Source organism: Mesorhizobium sp. ORM8.1, assembly GCF_053005525.2.
Map to the genome: position 1 here is coordinate 6,294,646 of NZ_CM132600.1, position 25,349 is coordinate 6,319,994.

The window sequence follows — 25,349 nt, forward strand, 5'->3', positions numbered from 1 at the left end:
CCTTAACAGGTTCGCTCAGCTTGCGATCTTATCCAACGACGCCTCGATGGCTTGCCAGAGCTCTTCCACCGGCTCGCATCCGATCGACAGGCGCACGAATCCTGGCGGCACGGCGTCGCCGCGCTTCGAACGCCGTTCGGCCGACGTGTGCACGCCGCCGAACGAGGTCGCCGATTCAATCAGCGCGCAATTGTCGATGAAGGCTTCCGCCTTCTGCTCCGAGGCGAGTTCGAACGAAATCAGGAAGCCGAAGCGTTCCATCTGGGCGCGCGCCAGATTGTGGGACGGGTCGCCATCGAGGCCGGGATAGCGCAGGCCGCTCACCGTCCGGTGGGCTATCAGTCTTTTTGCGATTGTCTCCGCCGAAGAACACATCCGGTCGAAACGCACTTCCAGCGTCTCAAGTCCGCGATGCACGAGCCAAGCCTCGAACGGCCCAGGAATGCCGCCGACCATGCCGCGCCAGTCACCGACCTTGGCAATGATCTCCGGATTGCGGCTGGCGACATGGCCAAACAGCACGTCGGAATGACCATTCACCGCCTTGGTGTCGGCGGAGACGACGATGTCGGCGCCGAAATCGAGCGGACGCTGGCCGAAAGGCGTCATCGTCGTGTTGTCGACGACAAGCAGCCCATCCTGCCGATGGACGGCTTCGGCGATCGCCGCGATATCGCAGATATCCAGTCGCGGATTGGATGGCGTTTCGGCAAAGACCAGCCGGTAGCCATCGAAGCCACCGTCAAGGAAGGTTGGCGTCGGCCTTGTGTCGTAGGCGATGCCGAGGGTTTCAGAAAGCGTTCCGCCATCGCGCGGGTGGCGTGATAGCCGTCGGACGGCAAAAGTACGCGGTCGCCTGATTTCAGCAGCGCGAAAAACACCGACGAGATCGCCCCCATTCCAGACGGGAAGGTCACGCATTGCGCGTCTTCGAGCTGGCCGAGCGCGTGCTCGACGGCGCGCCATGTCGGATTGTCGTAGCGGCCATATTGGTCGAAGCCGGCCTCAGTGCCCGGTGTGTGGAAGATCGAGGCCATGGTCAGTGGCAACGGGATCGGATCGCCCTTGGCGAAACCATGGCTGCGCAAATGGGCAAGTGCCGCGGCGCGTGACTGCGCGGTGTCGGACATGAGGCTCGATCCTTCGGCTGAACAGCAATCGCCGCCGACGCTATGCGCGGCGGCCATTCACATCAAGTTGGGTCTTTTTGGGCCAGAGGCCTCTAAACGCTTCGTTAGGCTTAATAGACGATAAAGACGAGACGTGCCTTCAGCCTATTCTTCCGGTTGCAGCGCGCGTGTTTGTGATGCCTGTTCCCGTTGACGCCCATAGCACCCCATGATATCCCATTCGCATCATCAAGCTTTCGTTCCGCGTCAGGTTGAAGCGTACGCCAATCGGGCAGTCGCGGCGGCTGTGCGTTTGCCGATTTTTTTCACTCGGGCGAACGAGGCGATTTCTCGCGAAGGAACGTGCTGCGGCGGCACGGAGAACAACATGGGAAGGGGTGCGGCGGCGCAAGCGGCTGTAGCGTGTAGTGGACCGATTTCTGTCAAATGCGGTGAACAGGATCGATGCGAAGGGACGGGTGTCCGTTCCGGCGCATTTCCGCGCCGTCGTGCAGAAACGCGGTTATTCGGAACTCTTCGCGTTGCGCTGCCTGGACCTGTCGGCGATGGATGTCGGCGGGCTCGACCTGCTCGATCGCTACGAGCGGCGGATCGCGCTGGAAGACCCGTTCCTGCAGACGGCCGACGACATGTCGTTCTTCTGCCATGGCGACGGGACGTTTCTGAAGCTGGACCAGGATGGCCGCATCACCATGACCGATTTCATCCGCGAGCATACGGGCATATCGAACGAGGTGGCTTTCGTCGGCCGCGGCAATTTCTTTCAAGTCTGGGAGCCGGGACGGCTTGCCGCCTATGGGGCGCAGGCGCGGGCCAGGCTGTTGCAGCTTCGGCAGGGGACGAAGCCTGGGGAGCGATCGGAATGATGGCTGGCCACGGCGAGGGATCTCACGCCGTTGGCGGACTGGCCCGTCACATTCCGGTCCTCCTTGCCGAAGTGCTTGATGCTGTCCAGCCGAAGCCAGGCGAGACGATCGTCGACGGGACATTCGGCGCCGGCGGTTACACCAGCGCGATCCTCGATCGCGGCGCCTCGGTGGTGGCTATCGATCGTGATCCGGATGCGATTTCTGCCGGCAGGGCGCTCGAGCAGCAGGCCGGCGGCAGGTTGACGCTTGTCCAGGCGCCGTTCTCGACGCTGGACGAGCATGTCGAAAGCGCCGACGGCGTCGTGCTCGATATCGGCGTTTCGTCCATGCAGCTCGATCAGGCCGAGCGCGGCTTTTCCTTCCGCGCCGACGGGCCGCTCGATATGCGCATGGCGCAGGCGGGTCTGAGCGCCGCCGATGTGGTCAACAGTTTCAAGGCGGGCGATCTTGCCCGCATCTTCGGCTTCCTCGGCGAAGAGCGCCATGCCGGCCGCATCGCGCGCATGATCGAGAGCCGGCGCGAGAAGCGGCCGTTCGAGCGCACGCTCGACCTTGCCGACGCGATCTCCACCCATATCGGCCGCGCGCCGAAGGACAAAATCCATCCGGCGACACGCGTCTTCCAGGCGCTGCGCATCTTCGTCAATGACGAGCTTGGCGAACTGGCCAAAGCGCTGTTTGCCGCGGAGCGTGTGCTGAAGCCCGGCGGGCGGCTGGTCGTGGTGACCTTCCACTCGCTGGAAGACCGCATCGTCAAGCGCTTCATCGCCGATCGCGCCGAGGCCGCCAGCGGCTCGCGCCATATGCCTGACGCGCCGATGCGCGTTGCGACCTTCGCCAAGTCGGGCGGCGGCGTCACGGCGGGAGAGGCCGAGATAGAAGCCAACCCGCGGGCGCGTTCGGCAAGGCTGCGCGCGGCGATCCGCACCGACGCGCCGGCGCGCGCCGGTGATTTTTCGATTTTCGGCCTTCCAAAGCTTCCCGCCGTCGAGCGGCCGGGGGAGAGGTAAGCACGTGTTTCGTACCAGCGACATAGTCCTGATCGCCGTCATGGTTTCGGCCGCGGCCTTGACCTACAAGACCAAGCGCGAGGCCGAGGAACAGATGAAGGCTGTGCGCAACATCCAGGCGCAGATCCACTACGAGGAAGAAACGATCGATCTTCTCAAGGCGGATTGGAGCCTGCTCACCCAGCCCTCGCGCCTGCAGAAGCTTGCCGACGTCTACAAGAGCCAGCTCGGGCTCCAGCCGGTCAACGCGCACCAGATTGGCGGCCTTGACGACATTCCCGTGAAACCCTTGACCATCGAGGACCTCACCTCGCAGCGGCTCGGCGGCATGGCCGACAATTCCGACAAGCAGCAGCCGGACGGCAAGGATCCTGTGGTCACCGGGAGCACCGTGCAATGATCGGCAGGCTTCCCAGGATCGGTAACCTGCTCAGGCGGCGCACGAAGGCGGCGGAAAAGGGCTCGATCGTCGTCGATGCCCGCAAGGCGACCGGCGGCAAGGCAAAGACGCGTATCGTCATGACGATGGCGGTGTTCTTCACCATCTATTCGACGATTGCCGGCCGCCTGGTCTATCTCGGCATGCAGAGCCCAGACCTGTCGGGCGGGCCGCAGAGCCGGGTGACCGCGTCGCGGCCGGATATCGTCGACCGCAACGGCGAAGTGCTGGCGACCGACATCAAGACGGCATCGCTGTTTGCCGAGCCGCGCCGCATCGTCGATGCCGACGAGGCGATCGAGAAATTGTCGACCGTGCTTCCCGAGATCGATTACGAGCAGACCTACCATAAGCTCAAGAGCGGCGCCGGTTTCGTCTGGTTGCAACGGCAGCTGACGCCCAAGCAGCAGTCCGACATCATGGCGCTGGGCGTTCCCGGCCTCGGCTTCCGCACCGAAAAGCGCCGCTTCTACCCGAGCGGCGAGACGTCTTCCTATATCGTCGGGCTGACCAACATCGACAACCAGGGCATCTCCGGCATGGAGAAGTATATCGACGAGCAGGGTTTGAGCGACCTGCAGGCGTCGGGCCTGGCGGTGGCCAAGGATCTCAAGCCGGTGAAGCTCTCGATCGATCTGCGCGTCCAGCATGTGGTGCGCGACGAGATCGCCGCCGGCCTGGAGCGCTATCGCGCCCTGGGCGCCGGCGCCGTCGTGCTCAACGTCAAGACCGGCGAAGTGATCGCCATGGCCTCGGTGCCCGATTTTGATCCGAACAATCCCTACAATGCCCAGGAAAAGGACCGGCTGAACCGTATGTCGGCCGGCCTCTATGAGATGGGCTCGACCTTCAAGAGCTTCACATCGGCGATGGCGCTAGATTCCGGCAAGGCGACGATGAACAGTCGTTTCGACGCGTCGCATCCGATCCGGGTCGGCCATCAGGCCATCCACGATTTCCACGGCAAGAACCGCGTGCTGTCGTTGCCGGAGGTGTTCCTCTATTCGTCCAACATCGGGTCGGCCAGGGAGGCCGAACTGGTCGGCATCGAGGGGCACCGCGAATTCCTGCATCGCCTTGGAATTCTGGACAAGATGCAGACCGAACTGCCGGAGGTCGCCCGCCCGACTGAACCGAAGGTCTGGAAACAGGTCAATTCCTTCACCATCGCCTTCGGCCACGGTGTGTCGACGACACCGCTGCAAGCAGCCGTCGGCTGCGCGGCGCTGATGAACGGCTACCTGATCCAGCCGACATTCCTGGTCCGCAGCGAGCAGGATGCGATGGCGGTGGCCAAGAAAGTCGTCAGCGAAAAGACCGTACAGGGCATGCGCTACCTCTATACGCTCAACGCCGAGAAGGGCTCGGCCAGAAACGCTCGAGTTCCCGGCTACCGCGTTGGCGGCAAGACCGGAACGGCCGAAAAGGTCATCAATGGCCGCTACTCGAAAGACTTGAATTTCAATACTTTTGTCGCTGCCTTCCCGATGGACGATCCGCAATTCCTGGTGTTTACGATCGCCGACGCCCCGCACCCGGAAAAGCCCGGCATGACGGACGTCGCGGCCGCGAATGCGGGTGTTATAGCTGGCAATATCATCAGGCGTTCCGCGGCCATGCTTGGCGTGAAACCAGATTTCAGCCATGAAAATGGTGCAACGTTGGTTTCCTATGAATGATTCTGGGGCGCGCTGGCAATTGCGCGCTATTTTGTTGCGGTGAACGGGACTCAATGCACCTGAAAGATCTAGCCGGTATCCTGCCTGTCGAGGGAACTGCTTCCCGCGATCTGGAGGTGACCGGCCTCTCCTCCGATTCTCGCGCGCTCAAAGCCGGCGTCGTTTTTTTTGCGCTCGCCGGCAGCAAGGACGACGGCTCTGCTTATGCCGCCGACGCCGCGGGGCGAGGCGCAATCGCAATCGTGGCCGGCAAGAGCAGTGCCATATCCGGTCTGTCCGTGCCGGTTCTCACCGTCGACGACCCGCGCCTGGCGCTGGCACTCAGCGCCGCACGCTTCTTCGGCAGGCAGCCCGAAACCATGGTGGCGGTAACCGGCACCGCCGGCAAGACTTCGGTCGCCGCTTTTGCCAGGCAGATCTGGGAGCAGGCCGGTTTTGCCGCCGCTTCGATCGGCACAACGGGCGTGGTGGCTCCCGGCCGCAACGACTATGGCTCGCTGACCACGCCAGATCCGGTGGCGTTGCACCAACTGCTGAAAGAGCTGGCGGATGCAGGCGTCACGCACGCCGCGATGGAGGCCTCCAGCCACGGTCTCGACCAGCGCCGGCTCGACGGCGTGAAGCTCGCCGCCGGCGGCTTCACCAATCTCGGCCGCGACCACATGGATTATCATCCGACGCTCGAGGAGTATCACCGCGCCAAATTGCGCCTGTTCGACACGCTGCTGCCGAAAGGGGCGCCGGCCATCATATTCGCCGACGATCCATGGTCCGAGCCAACGATCAAGGCAGCGAAGGCCGCGGGCCTGAAGGTGCTTACGGTCGGCCGTAACGGCGATTTCCTGACGCTGAAGCGGGTCGAGCATGAGCGTCGCCGTCAGCGCGCCGAGGTGGTGGCCGGCGGCGTGCTGCATGAGATCGACCTGCCGTTAGCCGGCGATTTCCAGATCGCCAACGCACTGGTCGCGGCCGGGCTTGCCATTTCGACTGGAACACCCACCGATAAGGCTTTGGCCGCGCTGGAAAAATTGAAGGGCGCGCCAGGGCGGCTCGATCTCGTCGGCACCACGGCGGCCGGCGCTCCTGTCTATGTCGACTATGCCCACAAGCCCGATGCACTGGAAAACGTGCTGACCTCGGTTCGCCCGTTCACCACCGGCCGCGTTGTCGTGGTGTTTGGCTGCGGCGGCGACCGCGACCGTGGAAAAAGGCCGATCATGGGCGAGATCGCGACGCGGCTGGCCGATGTCGTCATCGTCACCGATGACAATCCGCGCACGGAAGTACCTGAAACCATCCGCGCCGCGATCCTTGCCGCGGCGCCCGGCGCCATCGAGATCGGGGACCGCCGCAGGGCGATCCATGAAGCGGTGGCGATGCTGCATGCTGGCGACACGCTGATCGTCGCCGGCAAGGGCCATGAGGAAGGCCAGACGATCGGCTCCGAAACCTTCCACTTCTCCGACCATGAGGAAGTGCGCGAAGCGCTGCAGGAGCGCGCCGCATGAGCGTGCTGTGGACGTCGGAAGCGCTGGTCGATGCCACGGGCGGCAGGCCTATCGGCTCGCTGCCGGAAGGCATCACCGGCATTTCGATCGACAGCCGCAGCCTCGAGCCAGGCAACGCTTTCTTCGCCATCAAGGGCGAGGCGATGGACGGCCACGACTTCGCGACCGCGGCGGTGAAGGCAGGTGCTGCCGTGCTGGTGGTCGCGGAAGGCAAGCTGCCGTCGCTTGGCCGGCTCACCGCGCCGATGATCGTCGTGCAGGACGTGCTTGCCGCGTTGGAAAAACTCGGCGTCGCGGCGCGTGCCCGCGCGAAAGCCAGGATCATCGCGGTGACCGGTTCGGCGGGCAAGACGACGACCAAGGAAGCGCTGCGCCATGTGCTCTCGGCCGTCGGCAAGGTGCATGCTTCGGCGCAATCCTTCAACAATCACTGGGGTGTGCCACTGACGCTGGCACGTATGCCGCAGGATTGCGACTACGCGATCTTCGAGATCGGCATGAACCATCCCGACGAGATCAGGCCGCTGGTCAAGATGGTGAGGCCGCATGTCGCCATCGTCACGATGATCGCCGCCGCGCATCTCGGCTTCTTCAAGAACCTCGACGAGATCGCCAAGGCGAAGGCCGAGATTTTCGAAGGCCTGGAGCCTGGCGGCGCGGCGGTGCTGAACCGCGACGACGCGCGCTGGAAGCTGCTCGAGAAAATGGCGAAGGAAGCCGGCGTCACGAATATTTTCGGTTTCGGCGAGAACGCACGCTCGACCTTCCGGCTCACCGGCTGCGACCTTTACGCCGACCATTCCGACATCGCTGCCAAGATCGGCAAGCTGGATGTCACGGCACGTATTGGCGCGCCTGGCCGCCACATGGTGCAGAACGTGCTGGCTGTGTTGGGCGCCGCCAAGCTCGTTGGCGCCGATCTCGACAAGGTGGCGGCGGCGCTCGCCGATCTGGCGGCGGAACGCGGCCGTGGCCGGCGCCATGTCCTGCGCCATCCCAATGGTCAAATCACGCTGATCGACGAGAGCTACAACGCCAATCCCGCCTCGATGGCGGCGGCGATGGCATTGCTCAACACCACGCCTGTCTCGGGCGAGGGCCGGCGCATCGCCGTGCTCGGCGACATGCTGGAGCTTGGCAGCCATTCGGCGAAGCTTCACGCAGGCCTTGCCGAGCTGATCGTCGGCACGGGAACGCACAACGTCTTTCTCGGCGGCCCGGAAATGCGCGCGCTGGCCGACGTTTTGCCGTCCGACATCGCAACCGAGTATCGGACCGGGGCGGAAGAGCTGAAGCCACTGGTGATCTCGGCGCTCCGGCCCGGCGACGTGGTGATGGTGAAGTCGTCGAAAGGCATCGGATTCTCAAAGCTGGTCGAGGCATTGCTCGGCAAATTTCCGGCGGAAGCCACAAACATTGAACCGACCTAGGTCGGGCTCCGGGGGACGGAAAACAACATGTTCACACTGCTCGTCGATTTCGCGGACAAGATCTCGGTCTTCAACGTCTTCCGCTACATCACCTTCCGCACCGGCGGCGCGCTGATCACCTCGGCGCTGATCGTCTTCATCTTCGGGCCGACGATCATCAGTTCGCTGCGGCTCAGGCAAGGCAAGGGCCAGCCGATCCGCGCCGACGGCCCGCAGACGCATTTCAAGAAAGCCGGAACGCCGACCATGGGCGGGCTGATGATCCTGTCCGGCATCATTGGCTCCTCGCTTTTATGGGCGAACCTTTCCTCGATCTACGTATGGGTGGTGCTGCTGGTCACGGTCGGCTTCGGCTCGATCGGCTTTTATGACGACTATCTCAAGGTCACCAAGCAGTCGCATCTGGGCTTTTCCGGCAAGGCGCGCCTGGGTCTCGAATTCATCATCGCCGGCATCGCCGCCTGGGTCATCATGCACAATGGCCAGGCGCCGTTCTCGTCGTCGCTGACCTTTCCCTTCGCCAAGGAATTCCTCATCAACCTTGGCTGGTTCTTCGTGCCGTTCTCCTGCTTCGTCATTGTCGGCGCAGGCAACGCGGTTAACCTCACCGACGGTCTCGACGGCCTGGCGATCGTGCCGATCATGATCGCAGCGGCATCGTTCGGGGTTATCGCCTATCTGTCGGGCAACGCGGTCTTCGCCGAATATCTGCAGATCCATTTCGTTCCCGGCACCGGCGAACTTGCCGTCGTGCTCGGCGCGGTGATCGGCGCCGGCCTCGGCTTCCTCTGGTTCAACGCGCCGCCGGCGGCGATCTTCATGGGCGACACCGGCTCACTCGCCATGGGCGGCCTGATCGGCACCGTCGCCGTCGCCACCAAGCACGAGATCGTGCTCGTCATCGTCGGCGGCCTGTTCGTGGTCGAGATCCTGTCGGTCATCATCCAGGTCGGATACTTCAAGATGACCGGCAAGCGCGTGTTCCTGATGGCGCCGATCCATCACCATTTCGAAAAGCTCGGCTGGACCGAAAGCCAGGTGGTGATCCGCTTCTGGATCATTGCCGTCATCCTGGCGCTAGTCGGCCTGTCCACCCTCAAGCTCAGATAGGACGTGAAGTGATCCCCGCCGCATCCTTCTCAGGCAAACGCGTTTCGCTCTTCGGGCTTGGCGGCTCGGGGATCGCGACCGCGCATGCGCTGATTGCAGGCGGCGCCGAGGTCCTTGCCTGGGACGACAATCCCGACAGCGTCGCCAAGGCCACGGCCGCCGGCATTGCAACCGGCGACCTGCGTGCCGCCGACTGGTCGAAGTTTTCGGCTTTCGTGCTGTCGCCCGGCGTGCCGCTGACGCATCCAAAGCCGCACTGGACCGTTGAACTGGCGCGCGGCGCCGGCGTCGAGGTGATCGGCGACATCGAACTGTTCTGCCGTGAGCGCATCAGCCGCGCGCCGACTGCACCCTTCATTGCGATCACCGGCACCAACGGCAAGTCGACGACGACGGCGTTGACGGCGCATATTCTGAAATCGGCAGGTCGCGACACACAGATGGGCGGCAATATCGGCCGCGCCATCATGACGCTCGATCCGCCGGAGCCAGGACGGTACTATGTGGTCGAGTGCTCGTCCTACCAGATCGACCTCGCGCCCTCGATCAACCCGACCGCCGGCATCCTGCTCAATCTGACGCCCGATCATCTCGACCGGCACGGCACGATGGCGCATTACGCCTCGATCAAGGAAAGGCTGGTCGCCGGCTCCGACACCGCGATCGTCGGCGTCGACGATTCCTGGTGCGCCCAGATCGCCGATCGTCTGGAGCGGGCGGGGCGGCAGGTGGTCCGCATTTCCAAGCGGCTGCCGCTGACCGATGGTTATTTCGCCGACGGCTCCGATCTGATGGAGGCCGTGCATGGCCGCTACGGCCGCATCGCCTTTCTCGAAGGCATAGGCTCGCTGCGCGGCCAGCACAATGCGCAGAACGCATTGGCCGCGATCGTCGCCTGCCTGAAGGTTGGGCTGGAGCTTGGCGAGATCCAGGCCGGGCTCGAAAGCTTCCCCGGGCTCGCGCATCGCATGGAGCAGGTCGGCCGCAAAGGTCACGTGCTGTTCATCAACGATTCCAAGGCGACCAATGCCGATGCGGCAGCGCCGGCGCTGTCTAGCTTCAACAACCGCATCTACTGGATCGCCGGCGGCCTGCCCAAGGAAGGCGGCATCGAGCCTCTGCGCGGTTTCTTCCCGCGTATCGCCAAGGCCTATCTGATCGGCGAGGCGGCGCCCGCCTTTTCGGCTACGCTCGGCGAGGCTGTGCCTTACGAAATATCCGGAACGCTGGCGGCCGCGGTCGAGCATGCCGCCAACGATGCGGCGAACGACGCCGGCGGCGAAGCCGTGGTGTTGCTTTCGCCGGCCTGCGCCAGTTTCGACCAGTTCAAGAATTTCGAAGTTCGCGGCGAAGCCTTCAGGCAAGCTGCGACTGCTATTGATGGGGTGATATCCATCGGAGGGCCACGTTGATGCAAAGCCGTCTCGACAAAAGTCCTGTCGCCACCTGGTGGTGGACGATCGATCGCTGGTTCCTGGCGGCGTTCCTGTCGCTGATGGGGCTGGGCATCGTCTTGTCCTTCGCCGCGAGCCCGGCGGTCGCCGAGCGTATCGGCCTCGACAGTTTCCATTTCGCCACGCGCCAGATCATCTTCACAATTCCGGCGCTGGTGGTGATGCTTGCCGTCTCCTTCCTCGAGGCACGGCAGATCAGGCGCATGTCGCTGGTCATGATCTGCATCATGCTGGTGCTGATGGTGGCGGTGCTTTACATCGGCGTCGAAGTGAAGGGCGCTCGGCGCTGGGTATCGCTGGCGGGCCTCTCCATCCAGCCTTCCGAATTCCTCAAGCCGGCCTTCGTCATCATCTGCGCCTGGCTGTTTGCCGAGCACAGGCGCCAGCCCGACATTCCGGGCAATCTGTTCGCCATGCTTTTGCTGGCGCTGGTGATCTCATTGCTGGTGGCGCAGCCCGATCTCGGCCAGACCATGCTGGTGCTCGGCACCTGGGGCGTGATGTTCTTCATGGCCGGCCTGCCGTGGTTCTGGATCACGGCACTTGGCGCTGCCGGTGTCGGCGGCGTGTTCGCCGCTTATACGGTGTTCCCGCATGTCGCCGCGCGCATCGACAAATTCATGACCGGCGAAGGCGATACCTTCCAGGTCGACATGGGCCGCGAGGCGCTGATCAATGGCGGCTGGTTCGGCGTCGGTCCGGGCGAGGGCACGGTCAAGCGCGTCATCCCCGACAGCCATGCCGACTTCGTCTTCTCGGTCGCGGGTGAGGAATTCGGCCTCATCATGTGTTTCTTCATCATGTCGATCTTTGCCTTCATCGTGCTGCGCGGCTTGAGCATCGCGCTCAAGGAGCAGGACGATTTCACCCGCTATGCCGTTGGCGGCCTGGTCACCGTCTTCGGGCTGCAGTCGGCCATCAACATGTGCGTGAACCTGCAGCTGATGCCGGCCAAGGGCATGACGCTGCCTTTCATTTCCTATGGCGGCTCCTCGCAGATCGCCATTGCCGTCTCGATGGGCATGGTCCTGGCGCTGACGCGCAGACGCCCTGAAAAGCGCAAGCAGATGGGCTTTGCCTTCTCGCAGCGCGCCATGCCGGCGGAATGAGGCTGGATGTCGAAGGGTGTCATCCTGCTGGCAGCCGGCGGAACGGGCGGGCATCTGTTCCCGGCCGAGGCGCTTGCGCATGAGCTGATCGAACGCGGCTGGAAGGTGCATCTGGCCACCGACCATCGCGCCGAGCGCTATTCCGGCCAGTTCCCGGCCGTCGCTGTCCATCCGATCCCATCGGCGACCTTGGGCTCGAAGAATCCGGTCGCTATGCTCTCTTCCTTCTGGAAGATCTGGCAGGGCGTGCGCGAAGCGGGGCGTGTCATCGCGAAGATCCGCCCGGAGGCCGTGGTCGGCTTCGGCGGCTATCCGACCTTGCCGCCGCTCTATGCGGCGACACGGCGCAAGGTGCCGACGTTGATCCATGAGCAGAACGCCGTCATGGGGCGCGCCAACAAGGCGCTATCGGCCCGCGTCGATGCGATTGCCGGCGGCTTCCTGCCGGAAGGCGCAAGCGCGGCCAGCGCAAAGACGGTGACCACCGGCAATCCGGTCAGGCCGCAGGTGCTGGAAGCGGCGAAGACGCCTTATGTGGCGTCCAATGACGGCGAGCCATTCCGCTTCCTGGTGTTCGGCGGCAGCCAGGGCGCGCAATTCTTTTCCGACGCGGTGCCGGCGGCGATTGCGCTGTTGCCTGAGGACCAGCGTAGGCGGCTGCTCATTACCCAGCAGGCCCGCGCCGAGGATGTGGCGCGGGTCAAGGCCGCCTATGCCGATCTGGGCGTCGAAGCCCAGGTCTCGCCCTTCTTCACCGACATGGCGGCACGCATGGCGGCCGCGCATCTGGTGATGTCGCGCTCCGGCGCCTCGACGGTTTCGGAGATCGCCGTCATCGGCAGGCCGGCGTTGCTGGTGCCCTATCCGCATGCGCTCGATCATGATCAGGCGGCGAACGCCGCCGCACTTGCCGCTGCTGGCGGCGCCGAACTCCATCCGCAATCGACGCTGTCCTCCGGGCGGGTCGCCGAACTGGTCGGCGGGCTGATCCAGGACCCGAACCGGCTGGCCACCATGGCCGCCGCCGCGCGTTCGTCCGGCAAACCCAACGCGGCGCGGTTGCTCGCCGATCTCACAGAGGCTATTGCGTCCGGCAAAACAGTTTCGGACTACAGGGAGACGCGCGCATGAAGATGCCGCAGACGATCGGCCTCGTGCATTTCATCGGCATCGGCGGCATCGGCATGAGCGGCATCGCCGAGGTGCTGCACAATCTCGGCTACAAGGTGCAAGGGTCGGACCAGGCCGACGGCGCCAATGTGCAGCGCCTGCGCGACAAGGGCATCGAGTGCTTCGTCGGCCACCGAGCCGAGAATCTCGGCGACGCCGAAGTCGTGGTGGTGTCGACTGCGATCAAGAAATCCAATCCGGAGCTCAAGGCCGCTCGCGAGAAGCTGCTGCCGATCGTGCGCCGCGCCGAGATGCTGGCCGAACTGATGCGTTTCCGCCAGGCGGTCGCGATCGGCGGCACGCATGGCAAGACGACGACCACCTCGATGGTGGCGACGCTGCTCGAAGCCGGCGGGCTTGACCCGACCGTCATCAATGGCGGCATCATCAACGCCTATGGCACCAATGCGCGCATGGGTGACGGCGAATGGATGGTGGTCGAGGCCGACGAGAGCGACGGCACCTTCCTGAAGCTGCCGGCCGACATTGCCGTCGTCACCAACATCGATCCCGAACATCTCGACCACTATGGCAGCTTCGACAAGGTGCGCGAGGCCTTCCGACAATTCGTCGAGAACGTGCCGTTCTACGGCTTCGGCGTGATGTGCACCGACCATCCGGAGGTGCAGGCCCTGGTCGGCCGCATCGAGGACCGGCGCGTCATCACCTATGGCGAGAACGCGCAGGCCGACGTGCGTTTCATCAATCATCGCATGCAGGGCGCGATATCGGAGTTCGACGTGGTGATCCGTGACCGCAAGGGACGCGGCACGACAGCGATCAACAATCTGCGGCTGCCGATGCCCGGCCACCATAACGTCTCCAACGCGACCGCTGCGATCGCGGTTGCCCATGAGCTCGGCCTCTCGCCGGAGGCGATCAAGAAGGGCCTGTCGTCCTTCGCCGGCGTCAAGCGGCGTTTCACCCTCACCGGCTCCTGGAACGGCGTCGACGTGTTCGACGATTACGGCCACCATCCTGTCGAGATCGCGGCGGTGCTGAAGGCGGCGCGCAGCGCCACCAAGGGGCGCGTCATCGCCATCGCGCAGCCGCATCGCTTCACCCGGCTGCATGATCTCTTCAGTGAATTTTCTGCCTGCTTCAACGATGCCGACACGGTGATGGTCGCCCCTGTCTACGCGGCAGGCGAGGAGCCCATCGACGGTGTGACGTCCGACGCCCTGGTGTCGCGCATCCGCTCCGGCGGTCATCGCGACGCGCGCTACATCGAGGGGCCGGCGGCGATCGCGCCGATCATTCGAGAGCTTGCCCAGCCCGGCGACTTCGTCGTCTTCCTCGGCGCCGGCAACATCACGCAATGGGCCTATGCGCTGCCCAGGGACCTGGGGGGAACGCCCTCATGATGCGGGGACAGGCTCTCATCGACAAGCTTGGCGACCGGCTTGCAGGCCTGCGCGGCCGCATCACGCCCAATGCCGAGATGGACAAGATCACCTGGTTCCGCGCCGGCGGGCTGGCCGAGGCGCTGTTCCAGCCGGCCGACGAGGAAGATCTCGCGACCTTCCTGCGCGCGGTGCCGGAAGAGATATCGCTCATGGTGGTCGGTGTCGGTTCGAACCTCCTGGTGCGCGACGGCGGCATTCCAGGTTTTGTCATCCGGCTTTCGGCCAAGGGTTTTGGCGAAGCAGAAGTCACCGGACCAACCACCATCAAGGCAGGCGCTGCGACGCCGGACAAACGTGTCGCGGCCGTTGCCTATGAAGCCGGCATCGGCGGCTTCCACTTCTATCACGGCATTCCGGGCGCCATCGGCGGCGCGCTTCGGATGAATGCCGGCGCCAATGGTGTCGAGACGCGCGAGCGCGTCGTCGAGGTGAGGACGCTCGACCGCAAGGGCAATGTCCACACGCTGAGCAACGCCGACATGGGCTATGCCTATCGTCATTCGTCGGCGCCCGCCGGGCTGATCTTCACGTCGGCGACTTTCGAGGGCGTTACTGAAGACAAGGCTGCGATCAAGGCGGCGATGGATGCCGTGCAGAACCACCGCGAGACGGTGCAGCCGATCCGCGAGAAGACCGGCGGCTCGACCTTCAAGAATCCCGAAGGCACGTCGGCCTGGAAAGAGATCGACAAGGCCGGCTGCCGCGGGCTGATGATCGGCGGAGCGCAGATGTCGCCGATGCATTGCAACTTCATGATCAACACCGGCACTGCGACCGGCTATGACCTGGAATATCTCGGCGAGACGGTGCGGGCGCGGGTGCTCGAAAATTCCGGCATCCGGCTGCACTGGGAAATCAAGCGCCTTGGCAATTTCCGGCCGGACCATGCCGTGCAGGAGTTCCTCGGGCAGCTGCTTTAGCGTGGGCTGAAGTTCATGTGATGCTTGAACTTCAGCGGCCCGAAATGCCAGCCAAAACCGTTGCCGCAAAGACTCACAATTCACTTTTTACTGCCGTTTTCGCGGAAAGTGAATCTCTCGGAATCATAGGCACTTGCCAGCGAATCAACTCTCTGATTCTCTGCCCCAAAGCGTTTCCTGATTTGAGTCGTTCGACGCGTTAAGTCGCGTTTCCGTCTGGGGGGCAACCTGCCGGAAGACTCGGACTCAATGCTTGGGGATGCGGTGCGGGAATATCGGTTGCAGGCCCGGCGTGAGAGGGGATGACGGGAAATGAAGAAGAAGCATGTGGCTGTCCTTCTGGGTGGATTCTCCTCGGAGCGGCCCGTGTCTCTGTCCTCGGGGAAGGCATGTGCGGATGCGCTCGAGAGTGAAGGCTATCAGGTCACCCGCGTCGATGTTTCGCGCGATGTCGGGGCTGTGCTTGCCGATCTCAAGCCTGACGTCGCCTTCAATGCGCTGCACGGCCCGTTCGGTGAGGACGGCACCATTCAGGGAATTCTCGAATATCTCGGAATTCCCTACACCCATTCGGGTGTGCTCGCTTCGGCGTTGGCCATGAACAAGGAGCAGTCCAAGAAAGTTGCCAAGGCGGCCGGCATTCCGGTCGCGGAATCGAAGGTGATCAACCGTTTTTCCGTCCAGAACAAGCATCCGATGAAGCCGCCTTACGTGGTGAAGCCGGTCAATGAGGGTTCAAGCTTCGGCGTCGTCATCGTGCATGAAGGGCAGTCGCATCCACCGCAGCTGATCGGTTCTTCGGAGTGGAAATATGGCGAGATCGTCATGGTCGAGCGCTACATCCACGGCCGCGAGCTGACCTGCGCGGTGATGGGCGACGTGGCGCTTGGCGTCTGTGAGATCATCCCGACCGGGCATTCCTTCTACGACTACGATTCAAAATACGTCCCCGGCGGATCAAAACACGAAATCCCTGCTAAAATTTCACCGAATATTTACCAAAAAATACAGACACTGGCCCTTAAGGCTCATCTTGCCATCGGTTGCCGGGGCGTCTCCCGGTCGGACTTCCGTTACGACGATCGCCACTCCGAAAACGGCGAGATTGTCTGGCTTGAGGTCAACACCCAGCCGGGCATGACGCCGACGTCTCTGGTGCCCGAAATCGCCGCGCAAGCGGGACATTCGTTCGGCGATTTGTTGAGTTGGATGGTGGAGGACGCTTCGTGTCTGCGTTGAGATGGGGACAGGGCAAAGGCGGTGCGGCCGGTTCCGCGCTGTTCGGCATGCCGCTGTCATTCGACCATTTCGTGCTGCCGCGCCAGCTGCGCCGGCCGGTTCGCGTGCTTGCCCGCCTCTGCGGCGGCGAGTACGAGGCGCCGCGCTTTGCAGCGGCGATCCTGTCCGCCGTGCTGATCGCGTCGAGCAGCGCCTATGGCGCCTATATTGGCGGCTACGGCGACAGCATCGTGCAAGGCGTCACGGCGCGCACCGGTTTTGCCGTCGACCAGATCAAGGTGATCGGCAACCGCCAGACATCCGAGATCGACGTGCTTGACCGGATCGGCCTCGATGGCTGGACCTCGCTGATCGGCTTCGATGCCGAGGCGGCGCGGGAACGCATCGCGACGTTGCCCTGGGTCGAGGGCGCCGCAGTGCGCAAGATCTATCCGCATACACTCGAGGTGCGCATCGAAGAGCGCGAGGCATTCGCGCTCTGGCAGCAGGGCGACCAGCTTTCGGTCATCGAACGCTCCGGCGAAGTGATTGCGCCTTTCTCGGGCGGCAAGCAGGCCTTGCTGCCGTTGATCATCGGCACCGGCGCGCCGGCGCAGGCGCCTGCTTTCCTGGAGAAGATCAAGCGCTATCCCGAGCTCGCCGCGCGGGTCAAAGGCTACATCCGGGTTGGCGAACGGCGCTGGGATCTGAAGCTCGATAACGGCATCACCATCAAATTGCCGGAGGATGACGATGATCAGGCGATGGCTGAACTCGTCAAGCTCGACCATGACAATGGCATTCTCGCTCGCGACATCGTCGGTGTCGACATGCGGCTCCCCGACCGGCTGGTGCTGGAATTATCGCCGGAGGCCGCGACGCAGCGCGAAGCCTCGCTCAACGAAAAACCAAAGAGCCTGACCAAGCGCAAGGCGGGGACGAAGATATGAGCTGGCTTGGCGGCAACAGTGATGCTTCTTCGCGCCGGTCAGGCACGCTTACCGTGCTCGATGTCGGTTCGAGCAAGGTTTGCTGTGTGGTGGCCAAGCTCAAGCCGAACGAGGACGGCAAGCTTCTGCGCGGACGTTCGCACCGCATCCAGGTGATCGGCATCGGGCATCAGAAATCGCAGGGCGTGAAGTCGGGCGTTGTGGTTGACCTCGATCGCGCCGAACATGCCATTCGCCTCTCCGTCGACGCGGCCGAGCGCATGGCCGGGCTGACCGTCGATTCCCTGATCGTCAACATGACGGCCGGCCGGCTGAAGAGCGAGGCTTTCTCGGCAACCATCAATCTCGGCGGTCACCAGGTCGAGGAAGCCGACATCAAGCGCGTGCTTTCTGCCGGCGCCAAGCAGGCGCTCAGAGCCGAGCGCGAGGTGGTTCACTCGCTGCCCGTCGGCTTTTCGCTCGATGCCGAGCGTGGCATGCGCGATCCGCGCGGCATGGTCGGCGACGCGCTCGGCGTCGATATGCATGTCTTGACCGGTGACGCAGCACCCATGCGCAATCTCGAACTTTGCATCAACCGCTCGCATCTGTCGGTCGAGCGCATGGTGGCGACGCCCTATGCCAGCGGGCTTGCCGCACTGGTCGATGACGAGCTCGAAATGGGTGCTGCCTGCATCGATATGGGCGGCGGCACCACGACGATTTCGGTGTTCTCGGAAGGCAAGTTCGTGCATGGCGACGCCATCGCTATCGGTGGCAACCATGTCACGCTCGACATGGCCAAGGGGCTGTCGACATCGCTCGACGCCGCCGAACGGCTGAAGGTGATGCATGGCTCGGCGCTGCCTGGCAGCGCCGACGACCGCGATCTCGTTTCGATCCAGCCGATCGGCGAGGAGGGCGAGATGCCGCTGCAGATCCCGCGTTCGGTGATGACGCGCATCATCCGCGCCCGCATCGACGAGACACTGGAGTTGCTGCGCGACCGGCTGAACAAGTCCGGCTACGGCAACGCCGTGGGAAAGCGCGTCGTGCTCACCGGCGGCGCCAGCCAACTGTCCGGCCTTCCGGAAGCGGCGCGTCGTATCCTGGGACGCAACGTGCGCATCGGCCGGCCGCTTGGCGTTGCCGGCCTGCCGGAGGCTGCCAAGGGCCCAGCGTTCTCAACGCCGGTCGGACTGCTGATCTATCCGCAGATGGCAAGCTTCGAGAGCCATTCGGCGAAAGGACTTTCCGGTTTCAGGATGACCGGGACAGGCGGAAAACTGCATCGCATGAGTCAGTGGTTGAGAGACAGTTTTTAATTGACGGGGACAGCCCCACAGGCGGCCGCAGCGGCGAGGCGGCGGGAAAGGCAAAGGACGAAGAAAATGACCATCAATCTGCAAAAGCCGGACATCACCGAGCTTAAGCCGCGCATCACCGTGTTCGGTGTCGGCGGCGGCGGCGGCAATGCCGTGAACAACATGATCACCGCGGGTCTGCGCGGTGTCGAGTTCGTGGTGGCCAACACCGACGCACAGGCGCTGACGATGTCGAAGGCCGAGCGGCTCATCCAGCTCGGCGCGCATGTCACCGAAGGCCTCGGCGCCGGCTCGCAGCCGGAAGTCGGCCGCGCCGCAGCGGAAGAGTGCATCGATGAGATCCTCGACCATCTCACCAACACGCATATGTGCTTCGTCACCGCCGGCATGGGCGGCGGCACCGGCACGGGCGCTGCCCCAGTCGTTGCCCGCGCGGCACGCGAAAAGGGCATCCTCACCGTCGGCGTCGTCACCAAGCCGTTCCATTTCGAAGGCCAGCGCCGCATGAAGACGGCCGACTTGGGCATCGAGGAACTGCAGAAATGCGTCGACACGCTGATCGTCATCCCCAACCAGAACCTGTTCCGGCTGGCCAATGACAAGACCACCTTCGCCGACGCCTTCGCCATGGCCGACCAAGTGCTCTATTCCGGTGTTGCCTGCATCACCGACCTGATGGTCAAGGAAGGCCTGATCAACCTCGACTTCGCCGACGTGCGTTCGGTGATGCGCGAGATGGGCAAGGCGATGATGGGCACCGGCGAAGCTTCGGGCGAGGGCCGCGCGATGGCCGCCGCCGAGGCTGCCATTGCCAACCCGCTGCTCGACGAGACCTCGATGAAGGGCGCAAAGGGCCTGCTGATCTCGATCACCGGCGGTCGCGATCTCACCCTGTTCGAAGTCGACGAAGCCGCGACCCGCATCCGTGAGGAAGTCGACCAGGACGCCAACATTATCCTGGGCGCCACTTTCGACGAGGAACTCGAAGGCGTCATCCGCGTCTCGGTCGTCGCCACCGGCATCGACAAGTCGGCGGCTGAAATCGCCGCTGCGCCGATCTCGATCCGTACGGCACCGCCGAAGCCGGCCGGCCGGCCGGCTGCGCCTGCGGTGGAAGGCCGTCCGGCAGCCGTGCAGCAGCCGATCTACGAACCGCGCGCTGTCGATCCGGTAGCCGAGGCGATTCAACTCGCCGAGGCCAACGCGGCAGCGATGGCGCAGCAGCGTCCGGCTCCCATCGACGATTTCCAGCCGCAGAGCAAGATCTTCCAGGCACCGCCGGCCCAGCTGCGGCCGCAGCCGGTCGTGCCGCAGCAGGTCATGCAGCCCGCGCCGCAGCGCGAAATGCCGCAACCGATGGCGGCAGCACCGCAGCGCATGCCGCGCGTGGAGGACTTTCCGCCGGTCGTAAGGGCGGAAGTCGAAGCCAAGAGCCGTCCCGCCGACCATGAGAACAGCGGTCCGATGGGCCTGATCAAGCGGCTGACCAACGGCCTGACCCGCCGTGAGGAAGAGCCTGCCCGGCTTCAGCCGGCGCAGCCGCGCGAGCCGAAGCTGCGCCAGGCGGCGCCGGAAATGCGCCGTCTCGCCAGCCAGGATCCGGCGCTCTACGCGCCGCGCCGCGGCCAGCTCGACGACCAGGGCCGGCTGACGCCGCAGAGCCGCACGGTCCAGGAAGACGACCAGCTGGAGATTCCGGCATTCCTGCGCCGCCAGGCCAACTGACCAGATACGGCGGCCACTGATCGTCGATACAGCGCGCCGCTGATCGTTAACGTTGTATAACGGTTGTTAACAGGCAGACGAGCAAATCGTCTGCCTGTTTCTTTTTAAAACATAATGAAAACAAAGTGTTGTCGGGCTTTCCTTACACTTTTCCGTGGTTACACAGGGTAAGAAACCGTGATTTGGAGTCTTCCTGACGGGTCATTATCTTCCGTGCGATCAAATCGGCTTGCGGGGATTCGGGGAGTAGCCCTGCCTGCCGATCATACCAGAGCCGCAAGCTCTTGTTTGTTTTGCCGCATTCGTGTGGACGCGAGACGCCCCATTTGCCGCAAGATGTTCGAGGCCGATAAAGCGGACACAGGCAATTTGGGCTATGGGGTTTGTCTTGCACGACTATCAGACCACAGTGAAATCGCGTGCGACGCTGACCGGTACCGGCGTCCACAGCGGCAAACCCGTTACCGTGCATTTCCTGCCCGCCGATGCCGACACGGGCATCGTCTTCCACCTTTCGAATGGCGATGAGGGCCATGAGTTCCGTGCCCTGGTCGCGGAGGTTGGCGCAACCGATTTGTCCACCATGCTTGGCGATCCGGCCGGTGCGCATATCGGCACCATCGAACATCTCATGGCCACGGTGTTCGGGCTTGGCATCGACAATCTGATCATCGAGATCGACGGGTCCGAGGTTCCTATCCTCGATGGCAGCGCGATGGCTTTCGTCGAGGCTTTCGACCAGGCCGGTATCGAGACGCTGGCGGTCAAGCGCCGCTATATCCGCGTGCTCAAGCCGGTGCGCGTCGAGGCCGGCGCGTCCTGGGCCGAGTTCCGGCCCTATGACGGCACGCGCTTTGAGGTCGAGATCGATTTCGAAAGCCCGGCGATCGGCCGGCAGCAATTCGCTTCCGACATCAACCCCGACGTCTTCCGCGGCGATATCGCCAGGGCCCGCACCTTCGGCTTCATGAAGGACGTCGAGCGGCTGTGGGCCGCCGGCTACGCGCTCGGCTCGTCGCTGGAGAATTCGCTGGTCATCGGCGACGACAACCGCGTCATCAATGTCGGCGGACTGCGCTATCCCAATGAATTCGCCCGCCACAAGACGCTCGACGCGATGGGTGATCTGGCGCTGGCCGGCGCGCGTTTCATCGGCTGTTTCCGCTCCTACCGCGGCGGCCACCGCATGAACGCTTCGGCGCTGCGCCGGCTGTTGTCCGACCATACGGCCTTCGAAATCGTCGAGACGCGGCGCCGCGAGCGCGGCCGTGTCGCCGAAATGATCGCCGTCAGCCGGCCGGTCTACGCGCCGTGGGTAATCTAGGTCAGCCCGCTTACCAGGCTTTGCGCCGGATCTCATAGTCGACATCGCCATGCTCGGCGCCCGGCAACCTGTCGGGTTCTTCGACACAAAACGTACCGACATGGACAAGCCCGGCCTTCTCCAGGACACGGCGTGAGGCCTTGTTGACGGCCATCGTGCTGGCGACGATGCGGCTGAAGCCGAAACGGGACAGGCCGGCTTCAACGAGCGCCGTCGCGCCTTCGCTGGCATAGCCTCTTCCCCACACTGCGCGCCGCACCCAATTCCGCCGAATCGTCGCCGCGACCCTGCAGCGAGAACCAGCCGACAAAGGCCGAGGACGCCTTTTCGCGCGCGCTCCAGATGCCTTTTTCACCGCCGCGCGGCATCAGGAAATCGACGGACGGATGGATGCCGTCGGGCGGTGTCGGCTTGCCGCCGTTGAGGAAGCGCATGACTTCGGGGTCCTGCTCCAGAGCGAAGAGATCGTTGCGGTCGGCCGGATTGACAGGTCTAAGCCACAGGCGCGGTGTCTCCAGTTCCAGCGGCATGTAACGGTTCCTTTGCGACCGATAAGGCAAGATCGCGCGTGATGTGGCAAAACACAGTCGCCGGGTTTGGTGATATTGAGGCTGTGTGGTATTAATACATCACTGGGACGCCAAATTGCGCCCCGGTCACGGTGCCCGACGGTCGCCACAAAAATGTGCGATTGGCCGGACATAGCGTTGCCGGGCAAGGGGATAATGGTTTATGGCTTCGGCCCGGACCGAAACGACGCCGAAGGGGCGGAATTCAAACATGTTTTTTTCGCGAGTTGGTCAATCGGTAGCGCCGCGTCGTGCTGTTCTGCTGGCGCTTTCGGTGATTGCTCCCGCGCTCGTGCTGTCGGCCTGCATGTCGTCCGAGAAGGATGTCAACCTGGCGACTTATGTCGACCAGACCGAGCCGGCGGACGTTCTCTACAACCAGGGCCTGGCCAATATGAATGCCGGCCGCCTCGACGAAGCGAGCAAGAAGTTCGACGCTGTCGACCAGCAGCACCCCTATTCGGAAGCCGCCCGCAAATCGATGGTGATGGGCGCCTTCGCCGACTACCGTGCCGGCAATTATGACGAGGCGATCGGCACGGCCAAACGTTATCTGACGCTTTACCCGACGACCGACGACGCCGCCTATGCGCAGTACATCATCGGCCTGAGCTACTACCGTCAGATCAAGGACGTCACCCAGGACCAGAAGGAAGCGCGCCAGACCATCCAGACCATGCAGGATCTGGTGACGCGCTGGCCGAATTCGGAATATGTCGGCGACGCCAAGGACAAGATCCGCTTCGCCAACGACCAGCTCGCCGGCAAGGAAATGCAGGTTGGCCGCTATTATCTCGAGCGCCGCGAATATATCGCAGCGGTCAAGCGCTTCCGCACCGTGGTCGAGAACTACTCCAACACACGCCACGTCGAGGAGGCACTGGCGCGCCTGACCGAGGCCTATTACGCACTAGGCCTGACCTCGGAGGCGCAGACTGCAGCGGCGGTGCTCGGCACGAACTATCCGGACAGTTCGTGGTACAAGGATTCCTACAAGCTGTTGCAGAGCAACGGGCTTGAACCGCACGAAAATGCCGGGTCGTGGATTTCCAAAGCCGGGAAGCTGATCACCGGCGCCTGACGGCGGAGCATCGAACGGAAGCGTGCACACGCTTTTCGGATTGATCCGGCGCAAAAACAAAAAGATAGTGCGGCGCTGCGACTCCAGACGGGTCGCATGCCGCGTTAAGGCGCGTCGCGCTTGAACAGGCCCATTTGACGCGCTTTAAGTCTTTTGTTTTGCGCATGTCGTTGTCCCGAAACCGGGTCCATTTTTGGGCGACATGCAATAGGTCCGGGTTCTGATGCTGTCCAGACTGTCGATCCGCGATATCGTCCTGATCGAGAAGCTGGACATCGATTTCCTGCCCGGACTCTCCGTGCTGACGGGTGAGACCGGCGCCGGCAAATCCATCCTGCTCGATGCCTTGTCGCTGGCGCTCGGCGCGCGCGGCGACGCATCGCTCGTCCGCCACGGCGCGGCGCAAGGCCAGGTCATCGCGGTGTTCGATGTGCCGCGCAACCATCCGGCGCGCGCGCTGCTGGCTGAAAATGACATCGAGAACGATGGCGATATCATCCTACGCCGCGTGCAGACGGCCGACGGGCGCACGCGTGTCTTCGTCAACGACCAGCCGTCCAGCGTCACTTTGATGCGCGATGTCGGTCGGGCGCTGGTCGAGATTCATGGCCAGCATGACGAGCGGGCGCTGGTCGATCCCGGCGCGCATCGCGACCTGCTCGACAGTTTTGGCGGTCATCTCGGCGCCGTGCGCGGCACGGGCGAAGCCTGGCGCTACTGGCGCGGCTGCGCGCAGGAGCTTTCCCGGCATCGCGCCAAGGTGGAAGCGGCGGCGCGTGAGGCCGACTATCTGCGCGCCTCGGTCGCCGAGCTTGCCAAGCTCGATCCGCAGCCGGGCGAGGAGACCGAGCTTGCCGAGCTGCGGGCGCAGATGATGCGCGCCGAAAAGATCGCTGGCGAAATCCATGATGCGCAGGATGTGCTGTCCGGACCGTCCTCGCCCTTGCCGCAACTGGCCAGTTTGTTGAGACGGCTGCAGCGCAAGGCGACGGAGGCGCCCGGGCTGCTTGAGGATGTGGTGAAGTCGCTCGACGAAGCCATGTTGTCGCTCGACGCGGCGCAATCCGGTGTCGAGGCGGCGCTTCGCGCCACCGAATATGATCCGCAGCGACTGGAGAAGGCCGAGGAGCGGCTGTTTGCGTTGCGCGCCGCTTCACGCAAGCACAGTGTCGCCGTCGACGATCTGGCGCAGCTGCGCGACACGATGGTTGCCGATCTGGCCGACCTCGATGCCGGCGAGGAACGCCTGCATGCGCTGGAAAAGCAGGCGGCCGCCGCGCGCGAGGCTTACGACATCTCGGCGGCGCAATTGTCGTCGCTGCGTCATGCGGCGGCGTCCGGCCTGACCAAGGCGGTGATGGTGGAATTGCCGGCCCTCAAGCTCGAGCGCGCGGAGTTCATCGTCGAGATAGCAACCGATGCTGAAAGCCGCATGGAGGAAGGCATCGACCAGGTCGAGTTCTGGGTCCGCACCAATCCGGGCACCCGGCCGGGGCCGATGATGAAGGTGGCATCCGGCGGCGAGCTTTCGCGCTTCCTCCTGGCGCTGAAAGTCGCGCTCGCCGACCGCGGCTCGGCGCCGACGCTGGTCTTTGACGAGATCGATACAGGCGTTGGCGGCGCGGTGGCCGATGCCATCGGCCAGCGGCTGGCGAGATTGTCGAAGCGGGTGCAGGTGCTTTCGGTGACGCATGCGCCGCAGGTGGCGGCACGCGCGGCGACGCATTTCCTGATCTCCAAATCCGGCGGCAAGGACCGTGTCGCCACCGGCATTGCCGAGATGGACCGAGCGGCGCGCCAGGAAGAGATCGCGCGCATGCTGGCTGGCGCCACCATCACCGACGAGGCGCGCGCCGCCGCTGAACGGTTGTTGCGCGAGAACACGGCCGCAGCCTAGAGGTTTGATTTCCAGGCTTGGAAGCAGAGTCAGCAGATGGCTGCATC

19 protein-coding genes and 2 pseudogenes are annotated in these 25,349 nt (G+C 63.8%); 19 read left to right on the plus strand and 2 right to left on the minus strand.

Annotation, left to right across the window (positions count from 1 at the left end; all coding sequences use genetic code 11):
* Positions 1-15: 15 nt before the first annotated feature.
* A pseudogene (locus ACVDG8_RS31375) lies at positions 16-1,130 on the minus strand (cystathionine gamma-lyase).
* A gap of 407 nt (positions 1,131-1,537) precedes the next feature.
* Between ACVDG8_RS31375 and mraZ the strand changes: the two are divergent.
* The 17 genes from mraZ (at position 1,538) to lpxC (ending at position 21,755) form a co-directional block, all read left to right on the plus strand.
* The gene (gene mraZ / locus ACVDG8_RS31380) at positions 1,538-1,996 is read left to right on the plus strand and encodes a division/cell wall cluster transcriptional repressor MraZ (RefSeq protein WP_447251930.1); all 459 of its coding nucleotides are present in this window, start codon (positions 1,538-1,540) and stop codon (positions 1,994-1,996) included.
* Positions 1,993-3,009 carry a 16S rRNA (cytosine(1402)-N(4))-methyltransferase RsmH gene (gene rsmH, locus ACVDG8_RS31385; RefSeq protein ID WP_447251931.1) on the plus strand — a complete coding sequence of 339 codons (1,017 nt, stop codon included), beginning with the start codon at positions 1,993-1,995 and terminating at the stop codon, positions 3,007-3,009. Before mraZ ends, rsmH begins: the two co-directional genes overlap by 4 nt.
* A 4-nt stretch (positions 3,010-3,013) precedes the next feature.
* Complete coding sequence (gene ftsL, locus ACVDG8_RS31390; RefSeq protein WP_447251932.1) at positions 3,014-3,409, plus strand: cell division protein FtsL; 396 nt, start codon at positions 3,014-3,016, stop codon at positions 3,407-3,409.
* Positions 3,406-5,127 (plus strand): peptidoglycan D,D-transpeptidase FtsI family protein, encoded by a 1,722-nt coding sequence (locus ACVDG8_RS31395; protein WP_455707367.1) that lies wholly within the window; start codon positions 3,406-3,408, stop codon positions 5,125-5,127. The genes ftsL and ACVDG8_RS31395 overlap by 4 nt, the downstream gene beginning before the upstream one ends.
* Positions 5,128-5,180: 53 nt before the next feature.
* A complete protein-coding gene (locus ACVDG8_RS31400; protein WP_447251934.1) occupies positions 5,181-6,635 on the plus strand; it encodes a UDP-N-acetylmuramoyl-L-alanyl-D-glutamate--2,6-diaminopimelate ligase in 1,455 nt (484 codons plus the stop codon).
* Positions 6,632-8,065 (plus strand): UDP-N-acetylmuramoylalanyl-D-glutamyl-2,6-diaminopimelate--D-alanyl-D-alanine ligase, encoded by a 1,434-nt coding sequence (locus tag ACVDG8_RS31405; RefSeq protein WP_447251935.1) that lies wholly within the window; start codon positions 6,632-6,634, stop codon positions 8,063-8,065. The genes ACVDG8_RS31400 and ACVDG8_RS31405 overlap by 4 nt, the downstream gene beginning before the upstream one ends.
* A gap of 27 nt (positions 8,066-8,092) precedes the next feature.
* A complete protein-coding gene (gene mraY / locus ACVDG8_RS31410; protein ID WP_447251936.1) occupies positions 8,093-9,175 on the plus strand; it encodes a phospho-N-acetylmuramoyl-pentapeptide-transferase in 1,083 nt (360 codons plus the stop codon).
* Positions 9,176-9,183: 8 nt separating this feature from the next.
* Entirely contained in the window at positions 9,184-10,587 is a 1,404-nt protein-coding gene (gene murD / locus ACVDG8_RS31415; protein WP_447251937.1) for a UDP-N-acetylmuramoyl-L-alanine--D-glutamate ligase, read from the plus strand.
* Positions 10,587-11,738 (plus strand): putative lipid II flippase FtsW, encoded by a 1,152-nt coding sequence (ftsW, locus tag ACVDG8_RS31420; protein ID WP_447251938.1) that lies wholly within the window; start codon positions 10,587-10,589, stop codon positions 11,736-11,738. Before murD ends, ftsW begins: the two co-directional genes overlap by 1 nt.
* Positions 11,739-11,744: 6 nt before the next feature.
* Positions 11,745-12,869, plus strand: coding sequence for an undecaprenyldiphospho-muramoylpentapeptide beta-N-acetylglucosaminyltransferase (murG, locus tag ACVDG8_RS31425; RefSeq protein ID WP_447251939.1), 1,125 nt, complete (start codon positions 11,745-11,747; stop codon positions 12,867-12,869).
* The gene (murC, locus tag ACVDG8_RS31430; RefSeq protein ID WP_447251940.1) at positions 12,866-14,272 is read left to right on the plus strand and encodes a UDP-N-acetylmuramate--L-alanine ligase; all 1,407 of its coding nucleotides are present in this window, start codon (positions 12,866-12,868) and stop codon (positions 14,270-14,272) included. The genes murG and murC overlap by 4 nt, the downstream gene beginning before the upstream one ends.
* Entirely contained in the window at positions 14,269-15,234 is a 966-nt protein-coding gene (gene murB, locus ACVDG8_RS31435; RefSeq protein ID WP_447251941.1) for a UDP-N-acetylmuramate dehydrogenase, read from the plus strand. Before murC ends, murB begins: the two co-directional genes overlap by 4 nt.
* A 312-nt stretch (positions 15,235-15,546) precedes the next feature.
* Positions 15,547-16,473 carry a D-alanine--D-alanine ligase gene (locus ACVDG8_RS31440; RefSeq protein ID WP_447251942.1) on the plus strand — a complete coding sequence of 309 codons (927 nt, stop codon included), beginning with the start codon at positions 15,547-15,549 and terminating at the stop codon, positions 16,471-16,473.
* Positions 16,461-17,402: a cell division protein FtsQ/DivIB gene (locus tag ACVDG8_RS31445; protein ID WP_447251943.1), complete on the plus strand. Its 942-nt coding sequence runs from the start codon at positions 16,461-16,463 to the stop codon at positions 17,400-17,402. The genes ACVDG8_RS31440 and ACVDG8_RS31445 overlap by 13 nt, the downstream gene beginning before the upstream one ends.
* On the plus strand, positions 17,399-18,706 hold the full coding sequence (gene ftsA / locus ACVDG8_RS31450) for a cell division protein FtsA (protein ID WP_447251944.1): 1,308 nt from the start codon (positions 17,399-17,401) through the stop codon (positions 18,704-18,706). Before ACVDG8_RS31445 ends, ftsA begins: the two co-directional genes overlap by 4 nt.
* A gap of 66 nt (positions 18,707-18,772) precedes the next feature.
* Complete coding sequence (gene ftsZ / locus ACVDG8_RS31455) at positions 18,773-20,431, plus strand: cell division protein FtsZ (RefSeq protein ID WP_447251945.1); 1,659 nt, start codon at positions 18,773-18,775, stop codon at positions 20,429-20,431.
* Between the two features lie 376 nt (positions 20,432-20,807).
* The gene (gene lpxC / locus ACVDG8_RS31460; RefSeq protein ID WP_447251946.1) at positions 20,808-21,755 is read left to right on the plus strand and encodes a UDP-3-O-acyl-N-acetylglucosamine deacetylase; all 948 of its coding nucleotides are present in this window, start codon (positions 20,808-20,810) and stop codon (positions 21,753-21,755) included.
* A gap of 10 nt (positions 21,756-21,765) precedes the next feature.
* Here the strand turns inward: lpxC and ACVDG8_RS31465 are convergent.
* A pseudogene (locus tag ACVDG8_RS31465) lies at positions 21,766-22,285 on the minus strand (GNAT family N-acetyltransferase).
* A gap of 250 nt (positions 22,286-22,535) precedes the next feature.
* Between ACVDG8_RS31465 and ACVDG8_RS31470 the strand changes: the two are divergent.
* Both ACVDG8_RS31470 and recN read left to right on the plus strand, forming a co-directional pair.
* Positions 22,536-23,405, plus strand: coding sequence for an outer membrane protein assembly factor BamD (locus ACVDG8_RS31470; protein WP_455707368.1), 870 nt, complete (start codon positions 22,536-22,538; stop codon positions 23,403-23,405).
* 223 nt (positions 23,406-23,628) lie between these two features.
* The gene (recN, locus tag ACVDG8_RS31475; protein WP_447251948.1) at positions 23,629-25,302 is read left to right on the plus strand and encodes a DNA repair protein RecN; all 1,674 of its coding nucleotides are present in this window, start codon (positions 23,629-23,631) and stop codon (positions 25,300-25,302) included.
* Positions 25,303-25,349 lie beyond the last annotated feature (47 nt).

Coding starts and splice junctions, on each gene's coding strand:
- rsmH (WP_447251931.1), top strand. CDS start 1,993: ATGATGGCTGGCCACGGCGAGGGATCTCACGCCGTTGGCGGACTGGCC.
- ACVDG8_RS31395 (WP_455707367.1), top strand. CDS start 3,406: ATGATCGGCAGGCTTCCCAGGATCGGTAACCTGCTCAGGCGGCGCACG.
- ACVDG8_RS31400 (WP_447251934.1), top strand. CDS start 5,181: ATGCACCTGAAAGATCTAGCCGGTATCCTGCCTGTCGAGGGAACTGCT.
- ACVDG8_RS31405 (WP_447251935.1), top strand. CDS start 6,632: ATGAGCGTGCTGTGGACGTCGGAAGCGCTGGTCGATGCCACGGGCGGC.
- mraY (WP_447251936.1), top strand. CDS start 8,093: ATGTTCACACTGCTCGTCGATTTCGCGGACAAGATCTCGGTCTTCAAC.
- ftsW (WP_447251938.1), top strand. CDS start 10,587: ATGCAAAGCCGTCTCGACAAAAGTCCTGTCGCCACCTGGTGGTGGACG.
- murG (WP_447251939.1), top strand. CDS start 11,745: ATGTCGAAGGGTGTCATCCTGCTGGCAGCCGGCGGAACGGGCGGGCAT.
- murC (WP_447251940.1), top strand. CDS start 12,866: ATGAAGATGCCGCAGACGATCGGCCTCGTGCATTTCATCGGCATCGGC.
- murB (WP_447251941.1), top strand. CDS start 14,269: ATGATGCGGGGACAGGCTCTCATCGACAAGCTTGGCGACCGGCTTGCA.
- ACVDG8_RS31440 (WP_447251942.1), top strand. CDS start 15,547: ATGAAGAAGAAGCATGTGGCTGTCCTTCTGGGTGGATTCTCCTCGGAG.
- ftsA (WP_447251944.1), top strand. CDS start 17,399: ATGAGCTGGCTTGGCGGCAACAGTGATGCTTCTTCGCGCCGGTCAGGC.
- ftsZ (WP_447251945.1), top strand. CDS start 18,773: ATGACCATCAATCTGCAAAAGCCGGACATCACCGAGCTTAAGCCGCGC.
- lpxC (WP_447251946.1), top strand. CDS start 20,808: ATGGGGTTTGTCTTGCACGACTATCAGACCACAGTGAAATCGCGTGCG.
- ACVDG8_RS31470 (WP_455707368.1), top strand. CDS start 22,536: ATGTTTTTTTCGCGAGTTGGTCAATCGGTAGCGCCGCGTCGTGCTGTT.
- recN (WP_447251948.1), top strand. CDS start 23,629: ATGCTGTCCAGACTGTCGATCCGCGATATCGTCCTGATCGAGAAGCTG.